We start from the raw sequence: 12,388 nt of genomic DNA, 5'->3' as shown, positions 1-12,388 counted from the left end.
TCAGGGGCTTTTTTGTGCTCGCCATAAAGTCAAAAGATCGCAGCCTGCGGCAGCTCCTACGGAGATCGCATCTCACACGAATTCCCTTAGGAGCTGCCGCAGGCTGCGATCTTTTGATCTACCTGCCTTTTTACCGGGTACCGCCGTCAAACATGCTCACTGCTTTTCGCATGCACCGCCCGCGGCTCGGCATGCCCATGCTCTGCCTCCACCACCGGAATCTCGTTCCCGTCGCAGTCACGCAGCTTACCTTCACTGAAGTAATCCCCTTCCCGCAATGCCGCCAGATCCTGATAACGCAAGACTCGCTCGGTACCGGCCGCAAACACCGATTGTTGATCCGAGTTGCCGGCAGTGAGGTGGTTGAAGGCCAGGTTCAGCACGATGGCCATGATTGCCGAGGAGCTGATGCCCGAGTGGAAGATCGTCGCGAACCAGTTGGGGAAGTGGTCGTAGAAATTCGGTGCGGCGATGGGGATCATGCCGAAACCGATGGAGGTGGCGACGATGATCAGGTTGACGTTGTTGCGGTAGTCGACCTTGGACAGTGTCCGAATGCCGCTGGCCGCCACAGTGCCGAACAGCACGATGCCGGCGCCGCCGAGTACGGAGGTTGGCACGGCAGCGATGACCCGGCCCATGAAGGGCAGCAAACCGAGCACCACCAGGAACACACCGCCGGTGGCCACCACGAAACGGCTCTTGATTCCGGTGACCGCCACCAGCCCGACGTTCTGGGCGAAGGCGCTCTGAGTGAAGGAGCCGAAGATCGGCGCGATCATGCTCGACAGCATGTCGGCGCGCAGGCCGTTGCCCAGGCGTTTGGAGTCGACTTTGGTACCGATGATTTCACCGACGGCCAGAATGTCGGCGGAGGTTTCCACCAGGGTCACCATGATCACGATGCACATCGACAGAATCGCGGCGAAGTGGAAGGTCGGCATGCCGAAATGGAACGGTGCCGGGAAGCCGAACATCGGGCCTTGGGTGACGGACGAGAAATCCGCCATGCCGAGGAACACGGCGATGACGGTGCCAATGACCATTGCCAAGAGGATCGACAAACGGGAGATGCTCGCACTGCCGATCTTGCTCAGTAGCAGTACCAGCACCAGCGTCACCGCCGCCAGGCCGATGTTTGCCATGCTGCCGAAGTCCGGGGCATGGCTGTTGCCGCCCATGGCCCAGCGCGCGGCCACCGGCATCAGCGTCAGGCCGATAGTGGTGATCACAATGCCGGTTACCAACGGCGGAAAGAATTTGGTGATTCGCGAGAACACTGGCGTGATCAGCAAGCCGATCAACGACGCGGCAATCACCGCCCCGAGAATCGACTGAAAGCCACCCTCTCCACCGCTGCTGACAATCGCCACCATGGTCGCAACGCCGGAGAACGACACGCCCTGCACCAGCGGCAACTGACAACCGAAAAACGGTAAACCCAGGGTCTGCAGCAACGTCGCCAGCCCCCCTGCAAACAATGAAGCAGCAATCAACAAACCGATGTCCGCCGGCGAGAGCCCGGCCGCTTGGCCGATGATCAAGGGCACCGCGACGATACCACCATACATGGTCAGAACGTGTTGCAGGCCGTAAGCCATATTCGCGCCGATCCCAAGATTCTCATCCTCGGGCCGTTGTTGTGAAACATGGGGCGTTTTCATGGTTGGGGGGTTCCCTGGTTTTTGTTGTGCGCACACTGTATTCAATAGTCAGGACAAATGTCTATATAGTTGTATACAACTAACCAGTCAGATTACGGACAGATGTTCACACTGCCCTTTAGCCGTAGAGCCCCCCGGCCTAAAAAACTCTTGAAATACATCCTTCCTCCCCTTTCCCTCCCCACCGCTAATCTTTTGCTTTCCAAGCGACCGCCGGCACGGCCGCCCCTCGCTTATACATATAAAGTATGCATAATGAAGTCATTCGAAATTCAGTACCACAAGGCAAAGAACGCGGCCAACAAACTGAAGCATCAAGGCGTCAGCCTCGCCGAGACAGAACCCGTGTTTTATGACGAACGAGCTCTGATGTTTCAGGACAACCACCATGATGAGCAGCGATGGATCATCATCGGGCTGGATGCCAAAGGTCGACTGCTGGTCGTTGCATACACCTACCGCGACCCGAATTTCGTGCGAATCATTTCCGCGCGCATCGCCACCAAAAACGAGCGTCGCCACTATATGGAGGCTTGACCGATGAAAGATGAATACGACTTCAGCAATGCCAAGCGTGGAGCGGTTGCCTCCAGCAAAGGCAAGACCCGAATCACCATCATGCTCGATGATGTCGTCATAGAGACCGCGCGCGCGCTGGCAGAAAGCGAGGGGTATGGCTATCAGACGGTGATCAACAACACCTTGCGCCAGGCATTGCTCAGCGATAAAGGCAAAGCGGCGAAGCCCGATCAGAACACTGCCGGTGCAAATGTCGGACATTTGAAAAAAGGCCTCACCGCCTCCGAGCTGAAAAGCCTGGAGAAAAAGTTGTCAGAGGTCCTCAGCGAAATCCATCACGTGATGGAGCTTGAAGTTCGTTCCTAGGCACAAAACCAACACACCCACGCCTGGATCGAGCAAAAGAAAAAGGAGCGAATTGATCAAATCCGCCCCTTTACGGGGTCCTCAGTTTTCCTGCGATACAGGCTCAATCAACCGCTCAAGCATCCGCTTCAACACTTCCTGCGCCGGCACTCGAATCCCGAATTCGCTTTCCAGTAACCCGATCAACTCATCCACATCCGCCACCTGCCGCCGCTCGCTCTCGCTGCCCATGCGGTGAATGGCAAAGCTGCCGTTATTCAATGTGCGTCGCCATCCCTCCCCCGTCCGCGCCACCATCAATTGTTTCACGAAGGAAGATTCGGGATGGGTCGAGACGTACCAGTTGCCGAGGGTGTAATCAATGTCTTCCTGCCGTTGCAGGTCGAAGATGTACATCGCCCGCCATTCACCACCGACGTTGGCGCGCAGGGTGTAGCCGTCGGCATGCGGTTCGATGCGATAGGGTTCGTGGGGAGTGAGCTGTTCGGCCTCGGTGTCGAGCATCAACGGGGCGGTGGGCACCATGCCGCCAAAGCCGACGTCAGTGATGTAGCGTACACCGCCGAGGGTTACCAGGCTCAAGCGGTGAGTGCGTGCGGTCCATCCGCCTTCCGGCTGGTTCATGACCACGCGGCCGGTGATGCCGCGCGCCTCGAAACCCAGCCTCTGAAGCAAGGCCAGGAACAGGTTGTTGAGTTCGTAGCAGTAGCCACCACGACCGTCGTGCAGGACTTTCTGCTCGATGGACGGCAGATCGATAAGCACCGGTTCGCCCATTAAAGTGGTGAGGTTTTCAAACGGGAAGGCACCGGTGTGGCGCAGTTGCAGTTGGCGCAGGGTTTCCAGGGTTGGCGCCGGGGGCGCATCGAAGCCCAGGCGTTGCAGGTACAGCGCAAGATTCGTCAGTCGTGTCTCGCTCATCGCTCAATCCTTTATGCAGGGGTCCGCGGATCGCTCCACCGATGGGCGCCATGTATAAGGGATAACACGGTCGGACTGACAATTGATTTAGCCAATCGCCGCACGTGCCAGACCTATCGCCGCTTGCGCGAACCCACTCGAATCCATGTCGGTGCATGATCGCTGGCATGAGGTTCGTTGCGAACCCAGGCATCGACGCCCGCCTCCTGCAGGTAAGGACTCAGTGCCGGGTTGAGCAGCAGATGATCGATGCGCAACCCCGAGTTCTTCTGCCAGTGCTGCCGGAAATAATCCCAGAAGGTGTAGATCCGCTCCTCTGGATACAGATGACGCAGGGAATCGGTCCAACCCTGATCCAGCAACCGCTGATAACACACGCGACTCTCGGGTTGCAGCAGCGCATCTTTGAGCCAGGAGCGCGGGTTGTAGATGTCCAGATCGGTGGGCACCACGTTGTAATCACCGGCCAGCACCACAGGATGGTCGCTGCTCTGCAACTCCTTGGCGTGCGAGATCAGCCGCTCGAACCACGCCAGTTTGTAATCGAACTTCGGCCCCGGCTGCGGGTTGCCGTTGGGCAGGTACAGACATCCCACCAGAACCCCATGCACGGCGGCTTCCACGTAGCGGCTATGGGTATCGCTGTCATCACCTGGCAAACCGCGCCGGCTCTCCAACGGCTGCGCATCGCGCGCCAGAATCGCCACCCCGTTCCACGACACCTGGCCGTGCCAGACGGCGCCATACCCGGCTGCCTCCAGCTCCGCGACGGGGAATGCGCCGTCGACCGATTTGAGTTCCTGCAAGCAGGCGATGTCTGGCTGTTCTCGCGCAAGCCAGGCCAGCAGATTCGGCAAGCGGGCGCGCATGCCGTTGACGTTGAAGGTGGCGATTTTCAGGTTCTTCATGATCCGACGCTCGCAACGGATGGGGCGGTATCCAGTTGTGACCGGGATGCGCCACGGCAGTTGCCGCGGCGAACGAAACAGGCGACTAAAGGCGCGAGACTTACAGCGGGTGATCTTCCCATGATGCCTTGAGCAACGGCAGCAGTGCATATCTGTCCACCGGCCGACTGAGGTAGAACCCCTGCACTTCATGGCACTGGTCCGAAATCAGAAAGTCCAGTTGCTCCAGCGTCTCGACACCTTCGGCAGTCACGGTCAGGCCCATGGCCTTGCCCAGGTTGATGATCGCCTGCACCACGGCGCGATCATTGCTGCCGTTGCTCATGGACGCGATGAAGCGCTTGTCGATCTTGATCCCGTCAAACGGATACGTGCGCAAGTAACCCAGCGAAGAATAACCGGTGCCGAAATCGTCCATGTTCAACCGTACGCCCAACTCCTTGAGCGCATTCATGGTCGCCAGAGCGCCGTCGACATCAATGAGCATCACATTTTCCGTGATCTCCAGTTCCAGTCGACTGGCGGGCAATCGGCTCTGGATCAACGCCTCCCGGACGTCCTCGATCACATCGCTACGGGCAAATTGCACCGGCGACAGGTTGACCGAGACCATCATCGCACAAGGCCAGGTCAAGGCCGTCTCGCACGCCTCGCGCAACACCCAGCGCCCTAATGGCACGATCAGATCGGTCTGCTCGGCCAATGGAATAAACGCGTCGGGGTTCAACAAGCCTTGCACCGGATGCTGCCAGCGCAACAACGCTTCGACCGAGACGATCTGCTTGCCATCGACGTGATAACGCGGCTGGTAATGCATCACGAATTCGTTGTTCTTGATCGCCTGACGCAGGTCGCTTTCCAGTTGCCGGCGGTGCTGGATCTGATCGTTCATGTGCGGCGCAAAGTAGCACCAGGTCTTCTTGCCATTGGATTTGGCCTGATACAACGCGATATCGGCACAGCGAATCAGCTCCTCCGGAAGATGCCCCTGGCGCCGACTCAGGGCGATACCGATGCTCGCACCGATGTGCAGCGTGTGGTGATCGTAATGGATCGGTTGATGCAGGCTGTCGAGCAAGCGCTCGCAAAAGCGGTCGATTTCCGCGTGGCTGTCCATGCCGTGGAGCACCAGCACGAACTCGTCGCCCCCCAATCGCGCAACCAGATCGATATCCCGCGTGCATTCGCGCAAACGGATCGCCACTTCCAGCAATACCGCATCGCCCGCCGGGTGGCCGAGGGAATCGTTGATCGGCTTGAAGTTATCCAGGTCGATCATCAACAACGTCAACGCCGTCGATTGCTCTTTCAGGGCCAGTGCGTCTTCGAGGTAGCGCGCCAGTTTGTTGCGGTTCGGCAAGCCCGTCAGTGCGTCGTGCATCGACAGATGCTGGATCTGCGCATGGGCGGCGACTTCATCAGTGATGTCGCTGGCCGTCCCGCGAAAACCCAATAGCGCGCCCTTGCGCTGGATCGGTCGCGCCGACACCCGGCAGACCCGTTGTTGCGCCGATTGATCACGGTAGGAACAGCGCAAGTGGCTGACGGCTTGTTCTTCATCAAGTTTGTTCAGCCACAGCGACAAGGGCGTGGTTTCGCAATTGAGCAGTTGCCCGATGTTCTGCCCCAGCCATTGCTGATCCGAGAACCCGGTGACGGTGCTGAAGCGCCCCGACAGATAAGTGATGCAATGCTGGTCGTCGGTTTCCCAGATCCAGTCGGACGCGGCTTCGGCCACCGCACGAAAGCGTTCTTCACTGGCCTCAAGCGCCTGATTCGACAAATCGAGGCTGGTGTAACTCGCATCCACATGCCCCGACGTGCGCAGGACATAACGAAAGAAGTAAGCCGTCAATAACGCCAGAATCAACAGCGCCCCGCCCAGTGGCGGCAGCAACGACCAAAGCAATTGGTGACCCGGCTGCTCAAGCCGGGAGACCAGGCTGTAACCGGTGCCGGTCAGAGCGACGGCTGGTTGACCGGGAACAATGACGTCGTCGGCCGTCAGGCTCAAGTCATGCAAACCGTAATCGGCGCTCAAGGTAGCGAGCTTTTCAGGGTTCAACTGGTCGACGTATATAAGCACTGAGGTGCTCTTGGGATCGACCGCAGGGCGTTCGTCATTGGGCACGATCGCGGCCGCCGTCAACAGCGCCGGTTTGCCTTCGAACAAGGTGTACCGGCTGACGGGCTCGATGAGGCTTTCCTGACTTTGAACCTCGTCTACAAGCGTCGCCATCGAGGTCGACAGATAGGCTGTCGCCTGATCCTGAACCAGCAGCCCGCGCACCGTGGCGTATTTGGTTCGCTGACCACCGATTACGAAAACCGCGTCGTAGTGATCGATGGTAAACAGAGTTTTACCCACGTTCTGATCGACGTAGGCCCACTGCACATCGACCTCGCCGTTCAGGTGGTCGTAGGCGGTCGTCCAGTTGGCGTAGCTGGCGATGTAGTTTTTCGAGGCGGTGATGCGGTTCTCAAGTGCGCGTTGCGTGTAGAACGTGGTTTTGCTCAGATCCTGAGCATCGAGCCGTCCGGCAATACTGAACAAGGCGATCAGTGCAATCAGCACCCCAACCACAAACAGCAGGCCGATGACGAACATCAGGTTACGGGTAATCGGTGTATGACGCGCAGGTGCAGCGGTGGTAACGGCAGTCAAATCCATGCACTTGTTCCTGTCAATCGATCGCCTTATCGGGTGAGGCCGGCGGGGTCTGGTCTGTCGTCATGGCAGCCAGGCTCTCCACTGACCATAGCAGCCCTGCCCGGTCACCGCCCCTGAATAACGCAAGTCAGCGGTACGGGGTCTGCCGGTGGTAGCACCGGTGGCGCTGGCGGCTGGACGGGCAGTTCGACGCATAAAAGCAATCCATGACGACCAATGCGAAACCTGTAGGAGCGGGCTTGCTCGCGAAGGCGGTGTGTCAGGCGACATCAATGTTGACTGTGCCGCCGACTTCGCGAGCAAGTCGGATCGCCGCACCGCCGCTCCCACATGGATTGCACTTAACTGACTAGCATTAGCGGTCCGAGCGCATCAGTGCCTCGACGCCCCCTTCCATCGACAACACTGCCGAACGATTTCGTCCCGAATGCTTGGCCTGGTACAACGCCGCATCCGCGCGCTTGATCAACATTTCGGCACTGTCGTGCCCCGTCGGCACAAACGAATAACAGCCAAGGCTGACCGTCACGTAGCCCGTGGGTGAGCCGCTGTGGATGATGTTTTTGTCCATGACGCTACGGCGGATCTGCTCGGCGATCGTCAGTGCACCATGAATATCGGTGTCCGGCAGCAACACCGCGAACTCTTCACCGCCGTAACGCACCGCCAGATCGGCGTTGCGGTGACAGCAACTCTTCAGTGCCCGCGCCACTTCGGCCAGGCAATGGTCCCCCGCCACATGACCGTAGGCGTCGTTATAGCGCTTGAAATAATCGATATCGAGCATGATCAGGCTCAGCGGACTCGACCGCCGGGCACCGCGCCCGAACTCGATCTCCAGCGCCCGCTCGAACAATCGACGGTTGGCCAACCCGGTCAGGCTGTCGTGGGTGGCGATCAATTCCAGGGTTTTCTGCGCCTCACGCAAATCCGCCTCGATGCGCTCGCCCGCGCGCACCTGGTGAATGAACACCCAACCGAACAACCCCACGCCGAGGACGACCAGAGCGACGATCACACTGGATTGAATCGCCGTGTCATACCAGTCCTTGAGGATCGCGTCTTTGGAAGATGCCGCCGCGACCACCACCGGATAGGTATCGAGTTGTCGGTAGCCATACAACCGAACGATGCCATCCACCACCGAGTCGATCATGGCGTTGCCGGATGTCGCGCTGGGCAGAAGTTTTTGAAAAATCTCCCCCTGAGCCAATGACGTGCCGATCTGCGAATCCACAAACGGCCGTCGCGCCAGCAGTGTTCCATCGGTCAACGCCAAAAACATCGCGCCGTTGTTATCGAGGCTGAAGCTTTTGAAGAACTGGTCGAAGTACGACATCTTGATCCCGGCCACCAGCACCCCCTGGAAATTGCCGCTCGGGTCGTTTACTCGCCTGGAAACCGGAATGATCCACTCGCCATTTTCCCGACTGCGAATCGCCGGGCCGATGTGTGCCGGGGACGATACGTTCTGCTGGTGAAACCTGAAGTACTCGCGGTCCGCCACACCTGGGCCACGGGACAGGTTTTCGAACGACGTCACGACCCGTTGCCCCTGCTTGTCGAACAGAAATATCCCGTGCAACTGATGCAGCGCCTGCACCCGCCGGGCGAAGGTTTTCTGCAAGCGTGGCGTCTGGACAGCGTCGAAACCTTCAGCCTGAATCCAGTCCACCAGACTGGTCAGCACCAGATCGGCTTTCATGAACGTGTCTTCGGCCTGTTGCGCCATGGCCCGCGTCAGGTTCGACGAAGACACCTCGGCCAACGCCAGATCGTGACGGCGCGACTGCTCCAGTTGCAGATAAAGCAGCCCACAAAGACAAAGGCACACCGCCGCAATAAACAGCACCGCGGCTTTGAGCAGGGGCAACCGCCTCAAGGCACCATCGGGCGCGTGGTGCGGATCGGGAATGGGGATAGGCAAAAGCGAGTCCTGAAAGGGTAAGGCATGGGCGAAGGCCCAAAACCCTTATTTTTTGTGAGCTTAGTCTACGGGGTTGTGCGGGGTAAATGCGCCAGATCTACAGAGATCGACTTCCCGACGAGTGAAATACGAGCCGAGGGGTAATCAGCGCCTTCACCCGCGACAGCTTTAGTTAAGCAATTAGCCGCGACGCACTTTTTTGTAGCAGCCTCGCAAGCTCGGCAGCTGCTACAGGATCGCATTACCGTTTGACTGACTGGCATTTATCCCTAAGGACCGCGGGTGTTTCAATCGCATGACGCAAGGCAAAACCGCATGACCTTGAAGGAGCTACGATTAACTGACATCACGACAGGAAATCGAAATGAGTAAAGCAGACGAGCTCGCCGAGAAGCTGAAACAATCCCGGCAAACCAGTGCCGACGCGACCATCGCCGATCAGGCCATCGACAGCTGGCCCGCCCAGGTCTATGAGCTGTATCACCAGATTGAAGCCTGGCTGCAGCCACTGATCGAAGTGGGCCTGAAGCTGCGACGCAACTCCACGCACGTGTTCGAGAGTGCCCCGGACGGTGCGACCTACGACTACGCCATCGACCAACTGCTGATCGACGGTAACCACCACAGCATCACCTTCGACCCTGTCGCCCGCTTCACCACCGACGGTGCCGGGCGAGTCGAAATCCACTCGACAGACAAGGAACTCGCCCTGTTGCGAACCGTGGATGAACACGGCAAGACGCATTGGTGGCTTCAGGCGATCGAACAGTCCGGACAACAACCGGATGCGATCGCACTGACGGAACACAACCTGCTTCTGGCGGTGCAAGAAGGGCTGGGGCTTTAAAGCTCGTTCTGCCCCACCGCCATCGAGGGAGGCGCCGCTCGCCTCCCGTCCAGCGTTGGCCGTTCCGAAGGCAGATTCAGCGCCCGCAACACCGGGTTATCGTACCCATACACATCGGGTTTGAACGTCACTCGCCCATCAAGACTCAGGTCCACCGTCCAGTAGGCCAACAGCACCGGCACTTTCACGGGGAGCCTGATGTTCTCTGTCTTGCCGTTGGCTAACTGCTTTTGAATCCCTTCGCTGCCCCAGCGAACCGGGTCGTTGAACAACAGCTCCACCAATTGCAGCGGGTTTTCCACCCGAATACAGCCAGAACTGGTCGCGCGATTGGATTGCGCAAACAACTCGCGATGCGGGGTGTCGTGCAGGTAAATCGCATAGTCATTGGGAAAGCGAATGACCACCTGCCCCAGCGAGTTATCCGACCCTGCATCCTGACGCAGCGTTAGGCCGCGCGGGTTGTCCCAATCGACGGTCGACGGGTCGAGCACGTTGCCTTCTCGATCGATCACGCGGATCCGGTTTGCATCAAGATAACCGGGATTGTTGCGAATCTTCGGCAGCATGTCCTTGACCAGTATGGTCGGCGGCACGGTCCAGGTCGGGTTGAACGTGATGTAAGTGATCTCGGATTGAAAAATCGGTGTGCTGCGATACGGTTTACCGACCTGCACCCGGGAGCGCCATATCAGCTTGCCATCGCGATAGAACGAAACCTTGTACCCGGCGATGTCGACGATGACAAAAGTACCCTGCAGTTTGTACAGCAGCCACCGCGCCCGCTCCATGTTCACGCGGACCTGATCGATTCGCGCCTCGACCGGCACGTTCAGCGCCGCGAGTGTCGCCGGCCCCGCCACACCATCCGCCCCGAGGTATTGCTCGGCCTGATACTTCTTCACCGCCGCCATGACGGTGTCGTCGTAGTCGGAGCGCGCGTTCATTTTCGCGGTTAGATAACCACCTGCCACCAAACGGGCGCGCAATTGCGCAACCGAGGCGTCGTCCATGCCGGGCCTGAGGGTCTGCCCTCCCGGGACCTTTGGCCAGCCGCCACTGTCGCGAACCCTGCGCAATTGCGCCAGGCCCTGTCGCAACGTGCCATAAATCGCTTCTTGTGGCGGCGCCTGGGCGAACGCGCGCGCGACGTCATGGCTGTCGAGGGCGGCGAAGAAAAGGTTGACGTCCTCCCGAGGGTCGATGCCGACCGGGTCGAAATTCCAATGGATGTCCAGCCGCGAAGGGTCGACCTTGCCGCGCCGCAACTGCAGCAGCGCCGTGATAAACGTCTGGGTCGCCGAGATATCAAAAGCCGCCCGTTGCCCGGGGGTTGGCGCTGTTTTCTGCATCGAGTTTCTGGCCGTGACCAGTTCGGCAATTCGAAAATCCTCGGGGTCCAGGCCATCAACCCCGGTGTCGCTCAGGCTTTTCAACAGCTGGACGACATCGTCATCGTCCGTCCAGGCAGCGCGATAGCCACGATGGCTATAAAAGTCCATCACCGCTCGATTGACGTCGACCCGTTGATGGCCTGGTGACGTGAGCAACGGGGGAAACGCCGAACTCAATGGCGCCAGCGCCGCCTGAATCGCCTGACCGACATAATCGCCAGGCGCGGCATCCGCGACCACGCTAACGGGAGATGGCGGCTCAATCGGCGAAGTTTCCGCAATTGCCATGCCGCTTATCAGAAAGCCCATAAAAAATATGCGGCTTATGACGAATAACCTTGTTAACTGCCCCATGGATAATCCTTAATCTCCCGTTTTCAACCGGCTAGTGTCGTGCGCGCTGCTAGACTCGAAACAATCAGATGAGACTTGCATATGGCCCTAGACCGCTTCGGCTTTTTAATGACGGCCCTGTTGCTGACCGCTTTTACCTTACCGGCAGCCTACGCCGATTCGCTTGAAGCCGCGCTGATCAAAGCGGCCCCCAATGCCAACGCCAAGGTGATTGCCCTGGCCGTACGCGCTTCCCAATGCAGCCGGGCCCGGAGTGCGGCCCCGGCTCAAAGACTAGCAGTGATCGATTATTCCCTGCCCTCGACCGCGCAGCGTCTTTGGGTGTTCGACCTTAAACAACGCAAATTGTTGTTCCACGAACTGGTCGCCCACGGTCGCAACAGCGGCGAAAACATGGCCAGTCAGTTTTCCAACCGCAATGCCAGCTTCGCCACCAGTCTGGGTTTGTACCGAACCCAGTCCAGCTATGTCGGGCAGAATGGTTACTCGTTGCGCATGGAAGGTTTGGAGCCGGGTTTCAACGACAATGCTTTCGAGCGGGCGATCGTTATTCATGGCGCGCCGTATGTCAGTCCGGATCTGGCGCGGGCGAATGGCCGGATCGGCAGAAGCCTGGGTTGCCCGGCGGTGAGGCCTGCGATTGCGCATCAGCTGATCGACTCGATGAAGGATGGGCAGCTGTTGTTTTCTTACTATCCGGATCAGCGCTGGTTGAAGTCTTCCTCGTATATCAATTGCGGTAACGCCACCGTGGCGGACTCGTCCAAGCCGAACAGAAGTCACTAAACACAGAGTGAAACTGTCAGAAATGTAATCT

The 12,388-nt window shown here is 58.7% G+C and carries 11 protein-coding genes; 4 read left to right on the top strand and 7 right to left on the bottom strand.

Annotated elements, in window-relative coordinates; translation table 11 throughout:
* Positions 1-146: 146 nt before the first annotated feature.
* A complete protein-coding gene (locus ACZ9IM_RS24685; RefSeq protein WP_476225198.1) occupies positions 147-1,664 on the bottom strand; it encodes a nucleobase:cation symporter-2 family protein in 1,518 nt (505 codons plus the stop codon).
* A 255-nt stretch (positions 1,665-1,919) separates the two neighbouring features.
* On the opposite strand from ACZ9IM_RS24685, the gene ACZ9IM_RS24680 reads away from it, so the two are divergent.
* Positions 1,920-2,201: a BrnT family toxin gene (locus ACZ9IM_RS24680; protein ID WP_427624556.1), complete on the top strand. Its 282-nt coding sequence runs from the start codon at positions 1,920-1,922 to the stop codon at positions 2,199-2,201.
* A 3-nt stretch (positions 2,202-2,204) separates the two neighbouring features.
* Positions 2,205-2,549 carry a BrnA antitoxin family protein gene (locus ACZ9IM_RS24675; RefSeq protein ID WP_476225197.1) on the top strand — a complete coding sequence of 115 codons (345 nt, stop codon included), beginning with the start codon at positions 2,205-2,207 and terminating at the stop codon, positions 2,547-2,549.
* 81 nt (positions 2,550-2,630) lie between these two features.
* On the opposite strand, the gene ACZ9IM_RS24670 is transcribed toward ACZ9IM_RS24675, so the two are convergent.
* The 5 genes from ACZ9IM_RS24670 to ACZ9IM_RS24650 form a co-directional block, all read right to left on the bottom strand.
* Positions 2,631-3,470, bottom strand: a complete 840-nt coding sequence (locus tag ACZ9IM_RS24670) for an arylamine N-acetyltransferase family protein (RefSeq protein WP_476225196.1) — start codon at positions 3,468-3,470, stop codon at positions 2,631-2,633.
* Positions 3,471-3,583: 113 nt separating this feature from the next.
* On the bottom strand, positions 3,584-4,378 hold the full coding sequence (xth, locus tag ACZ9IM_RS24665) for an exodeoxyribonuclease III (protein ID WP_427624525.1): 795 nt from the start codon (positions 4,376-4,378) through the stop codon (positions 3,584-3,586).
* Positions 4,379-4,478: 100 nt separating this feature from the next.
* Positions 4,479-7,049 carry a bifunctional diguanylate cyclase/phosphodiesterase gene (locus ACZ9IM_RS24660; RefSeq protein WP_476225195.1) on the bottom strand — a complete coding sequence of 857 codons (2,571 nt, stop codon included), beginning with the start codon at positions 7,047-7,049 and terminating at the stop codon, positions 4,479-4,481.
* Positions 7,050-7,109: 60 nt separating this feature from the next.
* A complete protein-coding gene (locus tag ACZ9IM_RS24655) occupies positions 7,110-7,244 on the bottom strand; it encodes a hypothetical protein (RefSeq protein ID WP_427624522.1) in 135 nt (44 codons plus the stop codon).
* A gap of 160 nt (positions 7,245-7,404) precedes the next feature.
* On the bottom strand, positions 7,405-8,976 hold the full coding sequence (locus ACZ9IM_RS24650) for a sensor domain-containing diguanylate cyclase (RefSeq protein ID WP_476225194.1): 1,572 nt from the start codon (positions 8,974-8,976) through the stop codon (positions 7,405-7,407).
* Positions 8,977-9,340: 364 nt separating this feature from the next.
* Between ACZ9IM_RS24650 and ACZ9IM_RS24645 the strand changes: the two genes are divergently transcribed.
* A complete protein-coding gene (locus tag ACZ9IM_RS24645; RefSeq protein WP_427624520.1) occupies positions 9,341-9,823 on the top strand; it encodes a hypothetical protein in 483 nt (160 codons plus the stop codon).
* Here the strand turns inward: ACZ9IM_RS24645 and ACZ9IM_RS24640 are convergent.
* Entirely contained in the window at positions 9,820-11,571 is a 1,752-nt protein-coding gene (locus ACZ9IM_RS24640) for a L,D-transpeptidase family protein (RefSeq protein ID WP_476225193.1), read from the bottom strand. The genes ACZ9IM_RS24645 and ACZ9IM_RS24640 overlap by 4 nt on opposite strands.
* 81 nt (positions 11,572-11,652) lie before the next feature.
* Between ACZ9IM_RS24640 and ACZ9IM_RS24635 the strand changes: the two genes are divergently transcribed.
* Positions 11,653-12,357 (top strand): murein L,D-transpeptidase catalytic domain family protein, encoded by a 705-nt coding sequence (locus tag ACZ9IM_RS24635; RefSeq protein WP_476225192.1) that lies wholly within the window; start codon positions 11,653-11,655, stop codon positions 12,355-12,357.
* Positions 12,358-12,388 lie beyond the last annotated feature (31 nt).

Source organism: Pseudomonas sp. TE12508, assembly GCF_056279485.1.
Note: the sequence above shows the minus strand (reverse complement) of the source record. Positions and strands in the feature narration are given on the sequence as shown.

Bases quoted from the DNA above. Each gene is read 5' to 3' on its own strand.
- ACZ9IM_RS24670 (WP_476225196.1), bottom strand. From the start codon at position 3,470: ATGAGCGAGACACGACTGACGAATCTTGCGCTGTACCTGCAACGCCTG.
- xth (WP_427624525.1), bottom strand. From the start codon at position 4,378: ATGAAGAACCTGAAAATCGCCACCTTCAACGTCAACGGCATGCGCGCC.
- ACZ9IM_RS24635 (WP_476225192.1), top strand. From the start codon at position 11,653: ATGGCCCTAGACCGCTTCGGCTTTTTAATGACGGCCCTGTTGCTGACC.
- ACZ9IM_RS24645 (WP_427624520.1), top strand. From the start codon at position 9,341: ATGAGTAAAGCAGACGAGCTCGCCGAGAAGCTGAAACAATCCCGGCAA.
- ACZ9IM_RS24680 (WP_427624556.1), top strand. From the start codon at position 1,920: ATGAAGTCATTCGAAATTCAGTACCACAAGGCAAAGAACGCGGCCAAC.
- ACZ9IM_RS24660 (WP_476225195.1), bottom strand. From the start codon at position 7,049: ATGGATTTGACTGCCGTTACCACCGCTGCACCTGCGCGTCATACACCG.
- ACZ9IM_RS24675 (WP_476225197.1), top strand. From the start codon at position 2,205: ATGAAAGATGAATACGACTTCAGCAATGCCAAGCGTGGAGCGGTTGCC.
- ACZ9IM_RS24685 (WP_476225198.1), bottom strand. From the start codon at position 1,664: ATGAAAACGCCCCATGTTTCACAACAACGGCCCGAGGATGAGAATCTT.
- ACZ9IM_RS24640 (WP_476225193.1), bottom strand. From the start codon at position 11,571: ATGGGGCAGTTAACAAGGTTATTCGTCATAAGCCGCATATTTTTTATG.
- ACZ9IM_RS24655 (WP_427624522.1), bottom strand. From the start codon at position 7,244: ATGCGTCGAACTGCCCGTCCAGCCGCCAGCGCCACCGGTGCTACCACC.